Genomic DNA, 17,958 nt, shown 5'->3' on the forward strand with positions numbered 1-17,958 from the left:
GACGAAGGCGCGGGCCAGTTCATCGAAGGCTTGGGCCGTCTTGGTTTGGTGAAAGCCGTCCAGACTCGTGGCGGGCATGTGAATCGTATTCTCCTTGGACTGGTTTCGTGCCACACGGTATGGGGTCGTGGCGCGGAGCGGTGATGCTGCTACGCGAGACCGACGTACTCGAGTCGAAGGATGTCGAGTTCTTCGTCGGACTTTTCACTCACGAGTCGCAGTATTTGTTCGGCATCTTCGCCGACAGCGCCGCGGATCGGTGGGGGCTGCTGCTCGACTAGCTCGATCACTCGATCGGCGGACGCCTGCGCGCTGAGCTCCGAGCTTTGCGCGGCATTGAGGGCGTCGGCGAATTTGGCGAACGCTTCCCCGTAGAGCGCACGTTGGTCGGGGGTCATCGAGTCAAGGGTGCGTCGCAGCGCGGCGGCCGTTTTGGCCGGGCCGCCGGTGACCATATTGCCGGCCTGGGCCACAACGAAGTGCACACCGAACGGCTTGAGCTCGGCGCGATAGACATCCGCGATGGCTTCCAGGGCGGCTTTGGTGGAGCTCGATGGCCCGTTGAACGGCAGGGGGAAACGCCCCGTCATGGCACCGATCGCCACGATGCGGCCACGGGAGGTGCGCAGCGAGGGCAGGAACGCGTTGATCACGGCCAGGGCCCCGAACACGTTTACCTCATACTCGCGTTTGATCGCCGCAAGGGACAGCACCTCCAACGGGCCGGGGGTCAAAATCCCGGCGTTGCTGATCAGCACGTCGAGCCCACGCGCGCCCAGGTGTTTGGTGACGCTGTCCACCCACTGCGCGACCGCCGTTTCGTCGGTGATGTCGGCGACCGACAACGCCACCCGCCCGCCTGACGCGGTCGCCAAATCATCGACCTCTGCCGGATTGAGCGCGGTCCCGAACACCCGATAGCCCTTGTCGGCGAGTTTGAGGGCAAGTTCGCGGCCCAAACCGCTACCCGCCCCCGTGATGGCCACGCTGGGATTGGAGGCCTCGCTGTCGGTCATCGTCATCCCTCTCGTCATGAGACCCCTCGTCTCCCGAATAGAAGTTTTATCGACCTTAAGTCGATCGTCAAGCAGATGATCGATTTTATTGACAACATCGCTAAAGTACGGATAGGTGCGGTGCATCAACCCGCGTAACGCGGCCACCGGTGATCGTTGGTGGTTGTCGGGTCCGCCACGCAGAACGATCGCCGCGTTGGCCCTGCGTTCAGAGAGGTGAAACCCGTGACCGTGAACTCGTTGCTGGAGTCGCAAATCCGTCGGCTCTTCGAGGCCGTCGACGACAAGGACACCGGCTACCTGGCGCACCATTTCGCCGATGACATCACCTTCAGATTCGGCAACGCAGCTGTCGTCGAGGGCCGCCCCGCGGTGGTGGCCGCATGCGAAGCATTCCTGGCGAGCATCGCCGGGATCCGCCATGTGATCGAGCACCTGTGGCAGGTGGATGCCGATCGGGTCATCGCGGTGGCGACCGTGCACTACGAGCGACTCGATGGCGGCAGGCTTACCCTGCCCTGCGCAAACAGCTTCCGTGTGCGCGACGGCGAGGTTAGCGACTACCGGATCTACATGGACATCACCCCGGTCCTTGCCTAGCCGGATCCGGCGAACCAGGCGTACCAATTAAATCGATTTATTTGACAAAATCGCTGACGCGGTCGAATAATGTGTGATGTAACCCACTTTGGGTCATCCTGTGCGGGATAGCTGCCGTCGTTGGAGCGGGGTTGGAGAACAGTGATGAGTGACGTCGAGGTGCCGGTGTTGATCGTGGGTGGCGGCGGCGCGGGGCTGACCGCGTCGATGTTGCTGTCGCGGCTCGGTGTCGAGTCATTGCTGGTGTCGGCGTGGCCCGGCACGTCGATCCTTCCGAAGGCGCATGTGTTGAGCCCGCGCACGATGGAGATCTTCGGTGACGTCGGTGTGGCCGACGAAATTTACGCCAAGGGCACACCTGCCCAGAACATGCAGGCGACCGGGTGGTACGCCGGTCTCGCCGGGCCGCACGACGGCTACGGTCGCGAGATCGGCCGGCTGGAGGCGTGGGGCGGGGGTTACACCGACCCCGACTACATCGCGGCGAGCGCGTGCCGCACGGCCAACCTGCCCCAGATCCGGCTGGAACCGATTCTGCGCAAGCAGGCCGAGACGCTCGCCGGGTCGGACAAGGTTCGCTTCAACCACGACATGCTCTCCTTCGCGCAGCACGCTGACGGTGTCACCGCGCAGGTTCTCGACAAGCACACCGGCGACACCTATGAGGTGCGTTGCGGTTATTTGCTGGGCTGCGACGGGGGACGCACGGTCGGCAAGCTGCTCGGCATCCAGATGGAGGGCGTGCGCGACGTGATGAACATGGTGTCGGTTCATATGACCGCGGATCTGTCGCGCTGGGCACGTGACCCGGAGGTGTTGATTCGCTGGTTGGTCAACCCGGACTTCGGCGGCATGTGGGCAAGTGGTGTGTTGGTACCGATGGGCCCCGACCATTGGGGACCGGACTCAGAGGAGTGGGTCTTTCATCTGCAGTACTCGGTCGACGACGCCGACGCGATGGATCAAGCCAAGGTCCTCGAACGGATGCGGGCGACGTTGGGAGTGCCCGATTTCAACCCGGAAGTGCACAACATCAGTCATTGGATCTTGGAAGCACTTGTCGCGGAGAGGTTTCGGGACGGGCGTGTGTTTCTGCTGGGTGATGCCGCGCACCGCCACCCGCCGACGGGGGGATTGGGTCTCAACAGCGCCGTGCAAGATGCGCACAATCTGTGCTGGAAGGTCGCCGCGGTGGTCGACGGTGCCGCGTCGGAGGCATTGCTGGACTCCTATGAGCTCGAGCGCCGGTCGGTTGATGCCAACAACGCCGACAGGGCGATGAAGAATGCACTCAACCACGTGACGGTCGAGCAGGCGATTGGACTGTCATCGCAGGCATCCGCCGCGGAGAATTGGGATCAACTGAGGCCAATCTGGCAGGACGTTCCCGGCGCGACGCAAAAGCGGCACCTGATCAACACCGCGATCGCGACCCAAACCATGGAATTCCGCCATCACAGGGTCGATTTCGGCTACAACTATCCAGAAGGCGCCATCGTCGACGACGACCCAACACCGCATGCCGAACCTCTGGAAAGCATCCGGCTCTACCAGCCGTCAACACGGCCCGGACACCCGCTGCCCCACGCGTTTGTGGAATACGCGGGCCGGCGAACCTCGACAGCCGAGCTCGTCGGGGCCGGCCGATTCCTGCTGATCGCCGGCGAAGACGGACACGCCTGGTGCGATGCGGCCGCGAAACTCGCCGAAGACAATGCGATCGCGCTCGATGCTGTGCGGATCGGGGCACTCGGCGGCGACTACATCGACATCAGATGCGCCTGGCTGAAACAGCGCGAGATTGGCGCACAAGGGGCGCTGCTGGTCCGCCCGGATCGCTACATTGCTTGGCGCAGTTTGGGCCGAGTCGACAATCCCTACATGGAACTGCGCAACGTCTTCTCCCAGATCCTGCATCGCACCGAGGCCGAGGTCGTGACGGCGTGAATCAGCTTGTACGGCAACGAAACGATGGCGACGCGAAAATGGCGCAACCGTTGCACACCGCTGAGGTGAACCGATGAGCCTGCACAGATTGACCAGCATCATCATCGGCGTGCCCGACGTTGCGGCCGCCGCCGCCTACTATCGCGACTTCGGGCTGGCCGAGCTCGGCGCCAACCGCTTCGCCACCGTCGACGGCGGTGAACAGCTGGCGATCGCGCATGCACGCCAGCGACGGCTACTCCAGCTAGGTATTGGGGTTCACGACACCGACGATCTGGACCGCATCGGATCGCGACTGGACAAGCTGGGGATCGGCCACACGCGCAACGACACATCGATGTCGGTGCTCGACCCGAATTCCTCTCTGACCGTCGTGGTCGAGGTCGCCAACGAAATCAAACAGGAATACACGCCGACCCCCGCCACCAACGGACCTGGGCGCCCGGACCGCGCCAATATACGGGCCCCGGGCATCGACCGTGAAAACCCAGTCCGACCACGCAAACTCGGCCACGTCGTGGTCGGCTCGATTGACCAAGACGCCAGTCACAGGTTCTTCACTGACGGGCTGGGCCTCAAGATAACCGATCATGTGCCTGGACTGGCAAGCTTCATGCGATGCTCCACCGACCACCACAACGTCCTGGTGCAACAGGCGCCGCTGAACTTCTTGCACCACACCGCATGGGAAGTCGACGATGTCGACGAGGTGGGTCGCGGCGCCACCGCGATGCTTGAGGGCCACCCCGAACGTCACGTCTGGGGATTGGGCCGACACCACCTGGGGTCCAATTTCTTCTGGTACCTCAAAGACCCCGCCGGCAACTTCTCCGAGTACTACAGCGACATCGACTGCATCATCGACGAGCAATTGTGGAAGCCGGCCGTCCTCGAAGGCGCTAAAGGGCTCTACAGCTGGGGCCCCCCGCCGCCGCCGTCATTTGTTATGCCCGAGGACCTGGCCGCCCTGATGACGGGATCGCACACAGCCCGCTAACCCCTACAAGCCAACTACGAAGGACTGCAATGCGAATCGGCACGCTTAACCATCGCTATCATGCCCTGGCGGGCAGCCTGGCTCTCGACATCGCCGACGCGAGTGACGGGCGGTTCGTCCCCGATGGCTTCGACATCTTCGAGAGGTTGGGCGAGCTGGCCGGTTGGGTGAGCACCGTTCCGGACAGCGCCTACAGACCCTTTGACGCCGACGCGCTCGGCCCACCCGTGCCGATGCCTCGCCAGGCCTTCGGTATCGGCCTCAATTACCGCGACCACGCGGCCGAGTCCGGGCTCGCGGAACCCGAGGTGCCGCTCGTATTTAGCAAGTTTCCCACCTCGATCACCGGCCCCAGGGCGACGGTCACGCTTCCTTCCGCTTACGTCGACTGGGAGGCTGAACTCGTCGCAGTGATCGGCGCACCCGCGCGCCACGTCAAGGCAGCCGATGCGTGGTCGCATGTCGCCGGTTTGACGGTAGGGCAAGACCTTTCCGAGCGACGTGTGCAACTCGCTGGTCCCGCACCACAATTCAGCCTCGGAAAGTCCTACCCGGGATTCGGGCCGATCGGGCCCGCGATCGTCACTTTGGACGAGATTGCTGACGTCGACAACCTTGAAATCAGCTGTCTGCTTGATGACGAAGTGCTTCAAAAGGGCCGAACCAGCGACCTGATCTTCTCCATCCCTCAACTCGTCGAACACATCTCGGCTATCTGCCCCATGCTGCCCGGAGATCTGATCTTCACCGGGACGCCGGCCGGCGTCGGTGGCGCACGCACCCCCAACCGCTTCCTGACTCCCGGATCGGTTTTGATCACTGCAATCGAAGGGATCGGCGAATTGCGAAATCCCTTGGTGTAACAGCAAAGCGAGCAGATGCAGGTGGCTGCCTGAGTAGAGGAAGGCAGGGTCCCCGGCGGCCACCGCAGCGCGCACCCAGATAAAAAACCCCACAAGTCGGCCCCAAACGGGTTCGTCTGCGCGGCACCGGACGGATTCGGGGTCTTTTGCGGCCTTGAGTAAGGAGCAACATGAGCGCAGACGGCGGGTCGGTCAATAACGTCGGCGACAAACTGCAGATACCGATTGTGGTCGTCGGCGGCTTCTTCCGGATGTGCATGCTGACCGGAAAGGCGATGTTTCGGAAGCCATTTCAGTGGCATGAGTTCGTCTTGCAGTCCTGGTTCGTCATGAGGGTCGCGTTTGTGCCGACCATCATGGTCTCGATCCCGTTCACTGTGCTGCTGGTCTTCACGCTCAACATCCTGCTGGCGCAGTTTGGTGCCGCCGACCTTTCCGGTGCGGGCGCAGCGCTTGGTGCCGTCACCCAGCTCGGCCCGCTGACCACAGTGCTCGTCATTGCCGGCGCTGGGTCCACTGCCATCTGTGCCGACCTGGGCGCGCGCACCATCCGTGAGGAGATCGACGCCATGGAGGTGCTCGGCATCGATCCCATCCACCGGCTGGTCCTTCCCCGGGTACTCGCCGCGACCTTGGTCGCCACACTGCTCAACAGCCTGGTAATCACCGTGGGCCTAGTGGGTGGCTTCCTGTTCGGCGTCTACCTGCAGAATGTCTCGGGCGGCGCTTACCTGGCCACGCTGACCACCGTTACCGGCCTGCCCGAGGTCGTCATCGCGACCGTTAAGGCAGCGGCTTTTGGGCTGATCGCCGGTCTGGTCGGCTGCTATCGGGGGCTTACCGTTGGCGGCGGGGCCAAGGGTCTGGGCAGCGCGGTCAATCAGACCGTGGTGTTGTGTGTGGTAGCGCTGTTCTCGGTCAACTTGGTGCTGACCACCATTGGGGTGCGATTCGGGACGGGGCGCTGAGCATGTCGACTGCCGCTGTAGTTCGCGCCCGATTTCCCAGGGCGACTGGAAATTTCGATCGGTACGTCGGCGCTGCAAGCCGTGGACTGGACGACGCCGGGCGGATGGCCTGGTTCTCAGTGTGGATGATCCGGCAGACCGGGCACGCGTTGCGCCGCTACCCACTGGAGACGCTGCGCCAGATCGCCCAGACCGGCCTGGGCTCGGGCGTGATGGCCTTGGTCGGCGGGGCCGTCGGGATCGGCGGTTTCGTGGTGTTGTCGGGTGCCTCCCTGATCGCAGTTCAGGGCTTTGCGTCGCTGGGCAACATCGGTGTCGAGGCGTTCACTGGCTTCTTCGCCGCAATTATCAACGTACGCATCGGCGCTCCGGTCATCGGCGGTGTCTTGCTGGCGTCCATCATCGGCGCCGGCCACACCGCGGAGATCGGAGCCATGCGCATCAGCGAGGAGATCGACGCCCTGGAGGTGATGGGCATCAACTCGATCTCATACCTGGCGTCCACGCGGCTCATCGCCGGACTGGTGGCGATTGTTCCGCTGTACGCGGGTTTGGTCACCGTCGCGTTCGTATCCCCACAACTGACCACGACCTGGGTCTACGGGCAGTCGCACGGCACCTATGAACACTATTTCCGGACGTTCCTGCGCCCAGGGGATGTGTGGTGGTCGTTCGTGGAGAGCGTCATCATCGTGGTGGTAGTCATGGTGACCCACTGCTACTACGGGTACAACGCCGGTGGCGGCCCGGTCGGCGTCGGCGAGGCCGTCGGCCGGTCGATGCGATTCTCGCTGATCTCGGTGCAAGTGGTTGTCCTGCTGGGTACGTTGGCGATCTACGGCGTCAACCCGAACTTCGCCCTCACCGTCTAGCCGCCCTAACGAAATCATCAACCAAAGCCATGGCAACCGTCGCCCAACACGTCGTCACCGCCCTGACGATCAGCGGAATCCAACGGGTCTACGGGGTTGCGGGCGACAGCCTCAACGGTTTCACCGACGCGATCCGCCGCTCGGATGCCATCACCTGGGAACCCGTCCGCCATGAGGAGACCGCCGCGTTCGCCGCGGCCGCCGACGCGGCGCTGACCGGTCAGCTTGCGGTGTGCGTGGGCAGCTGCGGGCCAGGCAACTTGCACCTGATCAACGGGCTCTACGACGCACAGCGCACTCGCGTTCCCGTGTTGGCTATCGCCGCACACATTCCGCTCGCTGAGGTCGGCTCGGGCTACTTTCAGGAAACCCATCCCCAGGAACTGTTCCGGGAATGCAGCGTCTATTGCGAACTGGTCATCAACGCCGAGATGGCGCCCCGCATCATCGAAATCGCGATGCGCGCCGCGGTGGAGGAGCGTGGGGTCGCGGTTGTCGTGGTTCCCGGCGAGGTGTTTTTGAGCCGGCTCGGCGAGGATGCGTGGAATATCCGACCAGTGTTGCCGACCCGTTCGGTGCTGCGTCCCGACGACGCGTCGCTGGCGCAGGCGGCTGACATCCTGAATGCCGGCGAGCGGGTCACGATCCTGGGCGGCGCCGGTGTCGCCGGTGCACACGATGAGTTGATCGCCCTGGCTGGCACACTGCACGCGCCGATCGTGCACGCGCTGCGCGGCAAGGAGCACATCGAGTACGACAACCCCTTCGACGTCGGCATGACTGGCCTGCTGGGCTTCGCGTCCGGGTACAAGGCGATCAAAGAGGCCGACGTGCTGCTGATGCTGGGCACCGACTTTCCTTATACGCAGTTCTATCCGGACAGCGCCAGGATCATTCAGGTCGATATCCGCGGCCGTCATCTGGGCCGACGGGTCCCGATCGAGCTGGGGATGGTCGGCACCGTCAAGGACACCCTCATCGCGCTGCAACCGCTGCTGCACCAGAAGCAGGACCGCGAACATCTTGACCGGGCGCTCAACCACTACCGGCGCACCCGCAAATCCCTGGATTCACTCGCTGTCAATGACCGTGACCGCACCCCGATCCGCCCGGAATATGTTGCAGGACTGGTAGATCGGCTCGCCAGTGATGACGCGGTGTTTACCTTCGATGTCGGCACGCCGGCGATCTGGGCGGCCCGCTACCTGACCATGAACGGCCGGCGCCAGCTCAGCGGATCCTTCACACACGGCACGATGGCCTGTGCGGTGCCGCACGCGATCGGCGCGCAGACCGCTTACCGGCACCGTCAGGTCGTCGCACTGGCTGGCGACGGCGGCCTGACGATGCTGTTCGGGGAACTGCTGACCTTGGTGCAGAACGGCCTGCCGGTCAAGGTCGTGGTGTTCAACAACTCGTCGCTCAATTTCGTCGAGCTGGAAATGAAAGCAGCCGGCATCGTCAACTTCGGTACCGACCTGCATAATCCGAATTTCGCCGCCGTCGCCGAGGCGATGGGGATCTTCGGTCGTCGTGTCGAACAGCCCGGAGACCTCGAGCGGGCGCTGGACGACGCGTTCGCTCACCACGGGCCCGCGCTCGTCGACGTCGTGGTCGCACGTCAAGAGTTGTCGATCCCGCCTGCGATCACCGCCGAGCAGGCAAAGGGCTTCACCCTGTACGCGATCCGGACAATCCTGGCCGGGCGCGCGGACGAATTGCTCGACCTGGTCACGACGAATGTTGCGCGCCGGATCCTGGATTGAGAGCATTTGCGAGCGCATGCTCCGTGCAAGAACAGCTATCCCAACGATTTCATTACCGGAATAAGGAATGGAGGTCGGTCGCATGAGATGCGCTACGTCAAGGCTCCCGGTGAGGACGGTGTACCAATGAGCGAGCGTGACGACATAATCGCGCTCGTGTCAAGACATCTGGCGCTGTGGTCGGTGAAGGACGACGAACTTAGACTCAGCGAGATCAACGAAGTCTATGGCGAAGAGTTTGAGCTCATCGAGCCAACGGGACTGCCGTTGGGCCCCGGCCGGCTGGGACTCCACGAGCACATCGGCTTGCTGCAAAAGTTACTGGGGGACTACACCTTCGAAGTTGACGGCGATATCGACACCCACCACGGTTGGGCCACCTATGCGTGGGTCCAGCGTCCGCCGTACAACGGACGAACCGTCACTGGCCGCGAAGTCATCCACGTCGTTGATGGGCGGATCGTCTTTCTCTTCATGGTGATTCACGACCTTGACTTCCCTGAACCACCCGCTGGTGTTTCGAGTCAGGCCTGACCGCTATTCGACTAGACGTTGCCGCCGCGCGGTGACTTCGGTATTCGAAGCCCACCGGGCCCCGGTCGGCGCCTGTGTTAAGCGTCGGATTCTCCTGATATAACCAGCGCTTTGAGCGCAGCCGTGGTTCGCGCGATGTGCTGCGACAACGCAGCCACCGCTGCCTCCTCGTCTCCGGACAAGGCCGCGGTCATGATGCCACGGTGCTCGGCTTGGAGATCGCGATCGACATCGTGTGCCCACGTTCGTGACCACATGCGATAGAGCTCTGCGTTGTCGCGCAGCGTGTTAGCGATCGCCCGCAGCCGCGTGCTTGCGCCACCGGCCACCAGCGAATGGTGATAGGCCCGATGCAAATCGAGCCATTCCGGATTGACATGAGCCGGATCGGAGTAGATCTCGGTGCGCTCCAGCCGATGAAGAGCGGCAACGACCTCCGCTTCCCATGCCACGCCGCCGTGGGTGATCGAATCACGCAAAGCCATTGACTCGATCTGGGTTCGAACGTTCGTCAGGTCGTCCAAATCGTTGACCGACAAGCCGACGACGCTGAAACCGCGTTGTGGATTGGCGACAACAAGATTCTGTTCCCCGAGCCGGGTCAAAGCCTCCCGCACAACCGACAGGCTGACGCCGAACCGGTTGCTCAGCTGGGCGATCTTGAGCTTGCTGCCAGGCTCTATTCGAGTGTTGAGGATGTCGACACGCAACGCTTCGTATACCTCACCGGTGCGGGTCGCCTTCGAGGCGGACATGTGCCTATTTTAGGGAGATATGCGATTTTCGCTAGAATGTCGATAATTATTGGTAGCGCGCGCCGAAAACGGTACCGTCCGCGATTACCGGTGTGGTCTTGGTCGCGCTCGACCGACGCCCGCGTGCGGAGGCGTCAGGTTCCGCCGGACTGCCCCACTCCGAAGCGCTACATTCGCCGGCTGCGCCGGGCGTGGGTACCCCGGTTTGACGGTTGCGCTGGCTGCCTCGGGGTGTATCGCCGACAGGCTGAACGGCATGTTTGGCCAGGCGGAGCCGTCAACTTCGCGGCTCCTCGGGGCTAAGGAATCGGGTGATTTCGGCTGCGGCTCGGTCGGGTTCATCGAATAGCACCATGTGGCCGGCGCCGGGGATCTCGGCCATTGTCGCGTGGGGGATGCGGCACGCCATCCAGCGAGCGTTGGCGACGGGAACGATCGGATCCCGGCTTCCGTGCAGCACCAATGTTTGCTGCTGGAGCCCTCCGAGCCACGGCTGGCTCGTCCATCCGGTGATGGCGTAAAGCTGTTGAAGGTAGCCCCTCAGGGTGGGTGGTGATGCCACACGTTGGTCGATGGAGGCCTGCAGTACGGCGCGATCGCGCGCGGTTCGGCCGCCCGCGATAACCGGGACGATCGCTGCGGCCAGCCGACGGTCGTAGTAGCGCGCCGGTGTCATCATCAGCCAGACGACGAGGGGGCTCGGGGGCCACGCCGGCCAGCCGGCGCTGGTGGCGGCCAGGATCAGCCGATTCACCATGGTGGGATGCCGATGGGCCAGCTCCTGCGCAACGACGCCGCCAAAGGAGCAGCCGAGCACGTCGGCACGCCCAACGCCGAGCTTGCACACCAACTCCGCGACGATGTTGGCGATGCCGCGCATCCGCAGCGGGACGCGGGGGACCGATGAGCGTCCGGCACCTGGAAGGTCAAAAGCGATGACGTCGCGCTGGGGAAGGTGGGCGAGCAGCGGGCCCCACATCTCCAGCGATGCACCCAGACCGTTGATGAGCAGCAGCGGGGCTCCGTCACCGCTGCGGTGCACCCGGAGGCGCACGCCGGAACACCGGATGTCCTGGGTGCTCATGCTTGGGCTCGCATCGCGGCGCGCGCGCCGTATTGGGCGTACCACTCAAGCGTGGCGACGTCGTCGACCGCTCCAAGCGCGACCGCGTCTTCAAGTCGGTGGCCTTGAAGCAGCCGCTTGACCGGCACCTCGAGCTTCTTGCCGGTGAGTGTGCGGGGGACCGCGGGCGCCTCGATGATCGCGTCGGGCACGTGACGTGGCGACGATCGGGCCCTGATTCGCGTGGTGATCATCGAGCGCAATTCGTCGTCGAGGGTGGCTCCGGGGGCCATCACCACGAACAGCGGCATGTCGTAATCACCGTCGGCGCGCTCGACGCCGACGACCAGGCTGTCGGCCACCTGTGGGAATTGTTCGACGGCGGCATAGATCTCGGCCGATCCGATACGAACCCCTTGGCGGTTGAGCGTCGCGTCGGAGCGGCCGGATACGGTCACCGTTGCGCGGGGGGAGATCGTAATCCAATCGCCCTGACGCCAGACACCGGGGAAGAAGTCGAAGTATGAGTCGTGGTAGCGGCGGCCATCTTTGTCGTTCCACAGCTCGAGCGGCATCGACGGCATGGGTTCGGTGATTACGAACTCGCCGATTGTGTCGTGCTCGGCTACGCCGCTCGGGCTCCACGACTCGGCCTTGACGCCGAGACCGCGGGCGCTGATCTCGCCAGAGTAGACCGGCAGCAGCGGGTTTCCGCCGAAGTAGGCGGTGCACACCTCCGTCCCGCCGCAGATGGAGTCGATCCGGGTGGCCGGCGGCAGTTGCTGTTCAAGCCAATCCCAGCCGCCCGGCGCTAGCGGCGAGCCGGTCGGGATCACGGTGCGCAGTGTCGCTAGGGCGGCGTCGAGTTCGAGGCCGGCCTTTTGGCAGCCGGAGACGTAGGCGGACCCGATGCCCATGATCGTGGCGCCGGTCAGTCCCGCGATCGACCAGAGCGCGCCCTGGCGCGGATGCGCGGGGCTGCCGTTGTACAAGATTGGGGTCGCGCCGTGCAGCAAGCCTCCGACGAGGTAGTTCCACGCCATCCAGCTCGTCGAGGTGTGGAAGAAAAACCGATCGGTGGGACCGAGGTCGAGGCTGAGGCCCAGCGACTTGAGATGCTCGATGACGATGCCGCCGTGGCCGTGCACGAGCCCCTTCGGAATACCGGTTGTTCCCGACGAGAACAGCACCCACAGCGGATGGTCGAACGGCAGGGACGCAAACCTGGGTTCTCGCGGCGCGCCGATGATCTCGTCGAACGGCGCCGTCGCGGCATGGGCGGGGAACAGCGACCGGACCGTCACGGTCTCGACCAGCGAGGGCAGTGCTGTGCGGAGGTCCGCCAGGGTTGCGCGGCGGTCGTGGATGCGACCGCCGAATCGGTATCCGTCAACGCCGATGAGGACTTTCGGCTCGAGCTGGCCGAAGCGGTCCACGACGCTCTGGGTCCCGAAGTCGGGCCCGCACACACTCCACACGGCGCCCAGAGCGGTGGTGGCAAGCATCGCGACCACCGTCTCGGGGATGTTGGGCAAGTACCCGACGACGCGATCGCCCGGTTCGACCCCGATCGCTTGCAGCGCGGCAGCGCACGCGCCCACCTGGCCGCGCAGCGCTTCGGCGCTCAGGGTGCGCGGGCTGTGCGTCTCGTCGAGGTAGATAAGTGCGGCATCGGCGCGGCACGCACGCTCGAGGACCTGTTCGGCGTAGTTCAGCTGGGCACCGGGAAACCATGTCGCGCCGGGCATCTCGCGCGCCACCAGCGGAGTTTCAAACGGCGTCGGGGTTGACAGGCCGTAGAAGTGCCAGATCGCATCCCAGAAATCCTCGAGCCGGGTGATCGACCAGTCCCATAGCTCCTGGTAGCCGCCGACGGCCACGCCGCGGTTCTCGCGCAACCAGTCGATGAACCGCGTCAGGTTGGCGTGCGCGATGGCCGCGTCGCTGGGCTCCCAGATGATCCGCGGCGTGCTCACCGGTTCAGCCATGCGATGGCTCCAGGCCGCGCACGTAGGCGCCCGGTGCCGGCTCGATCACACGGAATTTGCGGCTTCCCAGGCTCGTCGGTGCTCGGCGGGTGTCGCCCGAGCGTTGGATCGCCCAATCGGCCCAGTGCTCCCACCAGGTGCCCGCAACCTTTTGGGCCTTGGCCTGCCATGCGTCGGGGTCGGGCTCGGGTTCGGGGCCGGTGAAAAAGTGCGCTTTCGGGTTGCCCGGCGGGTTGACGAGGCTGGCGATGTGCCCCGAGTAACTCAGCACGAAGGTGCTCTGACCTCCGAGCAGCTGGGTGCTGCGGTAACAACCCTTCCACGGGGTCAGGTGGTCGGCTACCGCGCCGGTGACATAGGTCTCGACGGTGACTTTGCCGAGGTCCACGGGGGTGCCCAGTACCGTGAACGCGCCCGGATTGACCAGGGTGTTGTCCTGGAAGACTTCGAGGAATTGCCGGTGCAGCGCCGCGGGCAGGTTGGTCGGGTCGGAATTCCACGCCAGGATGTCGAACACCGGCGGTTGCTTACCCAACAGGTAGTTGTTCACCCAGTAGTTCCAGACGAGTTCGTTAGGACGCAGCCAGCTGAACACCGATCCCAGGCTGCGCCCGTCCAGCCCGCGCCGCATTTGCGACCGGCCGCGCGCGGTGGCCATCAGCGGTGCGGTATTGAACAGCCCGACCGTCGTCGGCACCGAAAAGTCCAGCAGCGTAACGCCGAGCGTCGCGGTCGCGACCCGCTCATCGCTGGTGTGCGCCAGGTGGTTGAGCACCGTGGTGGTGAGGATCCCCCCGGCGCACATCCCGATCACGTTGACGTCATCGCTATGCGCCGTGTCGCGGGCGACGTCGATCGCTCTCAGCGCCGCGGCCGCATAGGTATCGAAGTCCCAATCGGCGTGGCGCCCATCGGGATTGCGCCAGCTGATCAGAAAGCAGGTTATCCCTCGGCTGACGGTGTACTCGATGAAGCTGCGCCCGGGCGCAAGGTCCATGAAGTAGTACTTGTTGATCTGCGGCGGGATCACCACCAGCGGCCGGATGTGCACCTCCGGCGTCGAGGGCGCGAACTGGAGCACCTCACAGACCTCGTCACGGTAGATCACCGCGCCGGGAGATGCTGCCAGATCCTTACCGATCACGAACGCATCACGCCGGACCTGCGCGGGCATGCCACCGTTGTGGCGCTGGTCGTCGATGAAATTGCGCAGGCCGGAGACGAGGCTGCCGCCGCCGGTCTCGATCGCACGTTTGAGAGCCGCCGGATTACCCAGGAACGTGTTCGTGGGAGCGGCGGCGCTCACCGCCATCCCCATGAAGAACCGCGCGCGCTCTTCGGCGCGCCAGTCCAGATTGGCGGAGCTGACCATCGCCTCCATCGATTCCGCCCAGGCCAGGTAGTACTGCATCACCCGCCGGTACAGCCGGTTGTCCTGCCAGGTCGCGTCGGCGAACCGCCAGTCCTTGCGATCCGGCGCGATCGTGGAACGACCGACAGTGATCCGCGCGGTCTCGGCGGCCAACCCAGCCGCCCGACTCAGCGACCCGCGACTGCGCCGCGCGGTCTTCCAGATCGAGCGGCCGACGTCGCCGAGGCGCACCGTGCCCAGCGGCTCAGCCCCGTCCACCGCTGCAGGAGTCAATTCCCAGGCGTCAACCATGGGTTCATATAGTAGTATGAAAAAAAGATTTTATCGATTAAATCGATGTTTTTGACTGGTCCACGGAGGCGCCATGACCAGCGTGTACGACGCCGACTACCGGCATCGACGCACCGTGCACCTGGCGTCGGTCCGTCGGGACGCAGCCGCGGTCCGCGGCGGTGACCAGAGCCGATCTACCAGCAGGAGGTAACCCATCATGACCACCTTGGACGCCGAACAGCAGGATGCCCTCTGGCATGGGGCCGGCCGCAAGCTGCGCGGCAGAGTGGCTTTCGTGACTGGAGGAACGCGCGGTATCGGCGCGGCGATTTGTCATAGTTTGGGCACCCAGCTCGCCACCGTCGCCGCCGGTTACGCGCGCAACAGCGCGCATGCCAAGGAATTCGCCGATGATTTCGCGCAGCAGCACGGCGTGCGCCCCAGCCTGCACCAGGGCAACGTCGGCTCCGCCGAGGACTGCCGACGTACCCTCGCCGAGGTCATCGACCAACACGGCCGGCTCGACATCCTGGTCAACAACGCCGGCATTACCATCGACCGGACCGTGGCGACGATGACCGACGAGGACTGGTACACGGTGTTGGCGGTCAACCTCTCCGGCGCGTTCTTCATGTCCCAGGCGGCCCTGGCCCACATGGTCGCGCGCGGCAGCGGTCGGATCATCAACGTCTCCTCGCTCGTCGGCGAGACCGGCAACATCGGCCAGGCCAACTACTCCGCCTCGAAATCGGGACTGTTCGGGCTGACCAAGACCCTTGCCCGGGAGGCCGCCTACCAGCTGGCCAAGGCCGGCAAGAACACCGAAGACGGCATTGGGCTCACCGTCAACACCGTCACCCCAGGCTTGATCGCCACCGAAATGGCCGCCGCGGTTCCGGACAAAGTCATCGAGAAGCTTAAGAAGCAGATCCCCGTCGGCCGCCTCGGGCAGCCCGAGGAAATCGCCCGCGTGGTGCACTTTCTTGCCGCCGACGCCTCCTCGTACATCACCGGCCAGATCTGGGGTGTCAACGGCGGAATGGATATGTGACCCAGAAACCCCGCGAAGCGCTGCAGACCGTCAGAGACGCGTTTCTATCGTGTCCCGCCTAAACTGCGAAACTCATGGCGAGCAGGTTTTTCGACCGCGGCACCGCCGATCGCTCGCCGCCGCAGCAGATTTCGTCGGATCGCTCGTTTGAGAAGTGTCGTCTCACCGCAGGCGCGCTCCGCCTACTGAAGCCCGCCCGACGAACGCCTCTTCGACCTCGGCGCACCCACGACCCAGCCTTTCGACCAGTGAGGGTGTAGCGTGAGGGATGTTGGTACTCCCAGCCGATCCGGAATGGCTCAGTTTCTGACGCTGATCTGCCCGAGCATCCGCTCAAGCCGGACACACCGTTTTTACCGTTCAGTCGGGATGATTTTGAATGCTCCATCGTTGTTTCAGCCGTTAATTGCTCCCTTTGGAATGCAACACTTTTCGTACATGCCGAGCTTTGGCATCCTCGGCACCTACTTGCCGACACCATGCGGTCTGGCGACCTTTAGCGCGGCCTTGGCAGGCGAATTGACAGCTAGAGGCGCCAACATCAATGTCGTGCGCATCGCCGACGGTGACGTCTCCGACGAGCCCAACGTCGCCGGCGAGCTCGTCAACGGCTCGGCTTCGTCCGTAGCGGCAACCTCCGAGCTCCTCAACCAGAGCGACGTCGCCGTCATCCAGCACGAGTACGGCATCTATGGCGGTCCCGACGGAGATGAAGTCGTCCAGATAATGGCCGGATTGCGCGTCCCGTCGATCGTCGTCGTTCACACGGTGCTCAAACATCCGACACGACACCAACATTCGGTGCTCGAATCGGTGATGGCATTGGCCGATCAAGTGGTCGTGATGTCGGAGGTGGCCCGCCAACGCCTGTGCGCAGGCTTCGCCGTCGACCTCGACAAGGTCACCACCATTCCGCACGGCGCGGCACTCCCCAGCACCAACGGCGTGCAACATCCCGACCGGCCGACCATCTTGACCTGGGGCCTGCTGGGACCGGGCAAGGGCATCGAGCGGGTCATCGACGCCATGGCTTCGCTCAAGAACCTGCCCGGCCCGCCGCGGTACATCATCGCCGGCCGCACTCACCCCAAGGTCCTCGCCGCGCAGGGGGAAAGGTATCGCGAAGCACTTGTCGCGCAGGCGAAACGCCTCGGCGTCGCCGATTCGGTGTCCTTCGACGCCGTGTACCGCGCCCCCGAAGAGCTCACCGCGCATATCCAGACGGCTACCGTCGTCGTCCTGCCCTACGACTCGAAGGACCAGGTCACCTCCGGTGTGCTGGTCGACTCCCTCGCGAGTGGCCGCCCGATCGTCGCCACCGCTTTCCCGCACGCGGTCGAGCTCCTCGGCAGCGGCGCGGGCACCGTCGTCGCTCACGACGATCCCGACGCACTGGTCGCAGCGCTGCGCCAGCTGTTGACCGATCCGCGCGTCGCCGACTCCATGGCCACCGAAGCCCGCGGGCTGGCCCCGACGATCGCCTGGTCCGTCGTCGCGAACGCCTACGTCGGCGTGGCGCAACGGCTGCTGGTCACTCAATCGGCACTGACGTGACCAGCGCCGCGCCCACCTCGGTGTTCGCGCATCTGTTGCGAATGACGGACCATCGCGCCACCTTCGAGCACGCCTGCATGACCGAGCCCCGCCGTGAGCACGGGTATTGCACCGACGACATGGCCAGGGTGCTCGTCGTCACCACCCGCGAGCCCGACGCACCGGGTGCCGTCAAGGGCCTCGCCGGTAAGGCCCTGCAGTTCTTGAACGACGCTCAGGCCCACAACGGCTCCTGCCGCAACCGGATGGATCACGCCGGAAATTGGACCGACCAGCCCACCACGGAGGACCACTGGGGCCGGTGCATCTGGGGGCTCGGCACCGCCGCCGCGCGCAGCG

General features: G+C 64.5%; 15 protein-coding genes and 1 pseudogene. 11 read left to right on the forward strand and 5 right to left on the reverse strand.

Annotation, left to right across the window (positions count from 1 at the left end; translation table 11 throughout):
* Nucleotides 1–149 precede the first annotated feature (149 nt).
* Nucleotides 150–1,016: an SDR family NAD(P)-dependent oxidoreductase gene (locus VNW74_RS31715; protein WP_325684350.1), complete on the reverse strand. Its 867-nt coding sequence runs from the start codon at nt 1,014–1,016 to the stop codon at nt 150–152.
* Nucleotides 1,017–1,241: 225 nt separating this feature from the next.
* Between VNW74_RS31715 and VNW74_RS31720 the strand changes: the two genes are divergently transcribed.
* The 8 genes from VNW74_RS31720 (at nt 1,242) to VNW74_RS31755 (ending at nt 9,563) form a co-directional block, all read left to right on the forward strand.
* Nucleotides 1,242–1,616, forward strand: a complete 375-nt coding sequence (locus VNW74_RS31720) for a nuclear transport factor 2 family protein (RefSeq protein WP_325684352.1) — start codon at nt 1,242–1,244, stop codon at nt 1,614–1,616.
* A gap of 144 nt (nt 1,617–1,760) precedes the next feature.
* Nucleotides 1,761–3,563, forward strand: a complete 1,803-nt coding sequence (locus VNW74_RS31725) for an FAD-dependent monooxygenase (protein WP_325684353.1) — start codon at nt 1,761–1,763, stop codon at nt 3,561–3,563.
* Nucleotides 3,564–3,636: 73 nt separating this feature from the next.
* On the forward strand, nt 3,637–4,560 hold the full coding sequence (locus VNW74_RS31730; protein WP_325684354.1) for a VOC family protein: 924 nt from the start codon (nt 3,637–3,639) through the stop codon (nt 4,558–4,560).
* 29 nt (nt 4,561–4,589) lie between these two features.
* Nucleotides 4,590–5,423: a fumarylacetoacetate hydrolase family protein gene (locus VNW74_RS31735; protein ID WP_325684356.1), complete on the forward strand. Its 834-nt coding sequence runs from the start codon at nt 4,590–4,592 to the stop codon at nt 5,421–5,423.
* Between the two features lie 251 nt (nt 5,424–5,674).
* Nucleotides 5,675–6,391 carry an MlaE family ABC transporter permease gene (locus VNW74_RS31740; protein ID WP_414686835.1) on the forward strand — a complete coding sequence of 239 codons (717 nt, stop codon included), beginning with the start codon at nt 5,675–5,677 and terminating at the stop codon, nt 6,389–6,391.
* A gap of 2 nt (nt 6,392–6,393) precedes the next feature.
* Nucleotides 6,394–7,263: an ABC transporter permease gene (locus tag VNW74_RS31745; RefSeq protein WP_325684360.1), complete on the forward strand. Its 870-nt coding sequence runs from the start codon at nt 6,394–6,396 to the stop codon at nt 7,261–7,263.
* A gap of 29 nt (nt 7,264–7,292) precedes the next feature.
* Complete coding sequence (poxB, locus tag VNW74_RS31750; RefSeq protein ID WP_325684362.1) at nt 7,293–9,029, forward strand: ubiquinone-dependent pyruvate dehydrogenase; 1,737 nt, start codon at nt 7,293–7,295, stop codon at nt 9,027–9,029.
* A 156-nt stretch (nt 9,030–9,185) separates the two neighbouring features.
* Nucleotides 9,186–9,563: a hypothetical protein gene (locus tag VNW74_RS31755; RefSeq protein ID WP_325684364.1), complete on the forward strand. Its 378-nt coding sequence runs from the start codon at nt 9,186–9,188 to the stop codon at nt 9,561–9,563.
* A gap of 77 nt (nt 9,564–9,640) precedes the next feature.
* Here the strand turns inward: VNW74_RS31755 and VNW74_RS31760 are convergent, their stop codons facing one another.
* The 4 genes from VNW74_RS31760 to VNW74_RS31775 form a co-directional block, all read right to left on the reverse strand.
* Entirely contained in the window at nt 9,641–10,318 is a 678-nt protein-coding gene (locus VNW74_RS31760) for a GntR family transcriptional regulator (protein WP_325684366.1), read from the reverse strand.
* 277 nt (nt 10,319–10,595) lie between these two features.
* Nucleotides 10,596–11,402, reverse strand: coding sequence for an alpha/beta hydrolase (locus tag VNW74_RS31765; RefSeq protein ID WP_325684368.1), 807 nt, complete (start codon nt 11,400–11,402; stop codon nt 10,596–10,598).
* Entirely contained in the window at nt 11,399–13,369 is a 1,971-nt protein-coding gene (locus VNW74_RS31770; protein WP_325684370.1) for an acetoacetate--CoA ligase, read from the reverse strand. The genes VNW74_RS31765 and VNW74_RS31770 overlap by 4 nt, the downstream gene beginning before the upstream one ends.
* The gene (locus VNW74_RS31775) at nt 13,362–15,032 is read right to left on the reverse strand and encodes a PHA/PHB synthase family protein (RefSeq protein WP_325684372.1); all 1,671 of its coding nucleotides are present in this window, start codon (nt 15,030–15,032) and stop codon (nt 13,362–13,364) included. Before VNW74_RS31775 ends, VNW74_RS31770 begins: the two co-directional genes overlap by 8 nt.
* Before the next feature lie 199 nt (nt 15,033–15,231).
* Between VNW74_RS31775 and VNW74_RS31780 the strand changes: the two genes are divergently transcribed.
* The 3 genes and pseudogenes from VNW74_RS31780 to VNW74_RS31790 form a co-directional block, all read left to right on the forward strand.
* A complete protein-coding gene (locus tag VNW74_RS31780; protein WP_325684373.1) occupies nt 15,232–16,065 on the forward strand; it encodes a 3-oxoacyl-ACP reductase family protein in 834 nt (277 codons plus the stop codon).
* A 438-nt stretch (nt 16,066–16,503) separates the two neighbouring features.
* On the forward strand, nt 16,504–17,619 hold the full coding sequence (locus tag VNW74_RS31785; protein WP_325684375.1) for a glycosyltransferase: 1,116 nt from the start codon (nt 16,504–16,506) through the stop codon (nt 17,617–17,619).
* A 41-nt stretch (nt 17,620–17,660) separates the two neighbouring features.
* Nucleotides 17,661–17,958: pseudogene (locus tag VNW74_RS31790) on the forward strand (glycosyltransferase); the annotation flags it as partial.

Source organism: Mycobacterium sp. (assembly GCF_035570115.1).
Classification (GTDB): Bacteria; Actinomycetota; Actinomycetes; order Mycobacteriales; family Mycobacteriaceae; genus Mycobacterium.

What these genes read in the sequence shown, in the direction of transcription:
- VNW74_RS31715 (WP_325684350.1), bottom strand. Translation starts at nt 1,016, where the DNA reads ATGACCGACAGCGAGGCCTCCAATCCCAGCGTGGCCATCACGGGGGCG.
- VNW74_RS31725 (WP_325684353.1), top strand. Translation starts at nt 1,761, where the DNA reads ATGAGTGACGTCGAGGTGCCGGTGTTGATCGTGGGTGGCGGCGGCGCG.
- VNW74_RS31730 (WP_325684354.1), top strand. Translation starts at nt 3,637, where the DNA reads ATGAGCCTGCACAGATTGACCAGCATCATCATCGGCGTGCCCGACGTT.
- VNW74_RS31735 (WP_325684356.1), top strand. Translation starts at nt 4,590, where the DNA reads ATGCGAATCGGCACGCTTAACCATCGCTATCATGCCCTGGCGGGCAGC.
- VNW74_RS31740 (WP_414686835.1), top strand. Translation starts at nt 5,675, where the DNA reads ATGTGCATGCTGACCGGAAAGGCGATGTTTCGGAAGCCATTTCAGTGG.
- VNW74_RS31745 (WP_325684360.1), top strand. Translation starts at nt 6,394, where the DNA reads ATGTCGACTGCCGCTGTAGTTCGCGCCCGATTTCCCAGGGCGACTGGA.
- poxB (WP_325684362.1), top strand. Translation starts at nt 7,293, where the DNA reads ATGGCAACCGTCGCCCAACACGTCGTCACCGCCCTGACGATCAGCGGA.
- VNW74_RS31760 (WP_325684366.1), bottom strand. Translation starts at nt 10,318, where the DNA reads ATGTCCGCCTCGAAGGCGACCCGCACCGGTGAGGTATACGAAGCGTTG.
- VNW74_RS31765 (WP_325684368.1), bottom strand. Translation starts at nt 11,402, where the DNA reads ATGAGCACCCAGGACATCCGGTGTTCCGGCGTGCGCCTCCGGGTGCAC.
- VNW74_RS31770 (WP_325684370.1), bottom strand. Translation starts at nt 13,369, where the DNA reads ATGGCTGAACCGGTGAGCACGCCGCGGATCATCTGGGAGCCCAGCGAC.
- VNW74_RS31775 (WP_325684372.1), bottom strand. Translation starts at nt 15,032, where the DNA reads ATGGTTGACGCCTGGGAATTGACTCCTGCAGCGGTGGACGGGGCTGAG.
- VNW74_RS31780 (WP_325684373.1), top strand. Translation starts at nt 15,232, where the DNA reads ATGACCACCTTGGACGCCGAACAGCAGGATGCCCTCTGGCATGGGGCC.
- VNW74_RS31785 (WP_325684375.1), top strand. Translation starts at nt 16,504, where the DNA reads ATGCCGAGCTTTGGCATCCTCGGCACCTACTTGCCGACACCATGCGGT.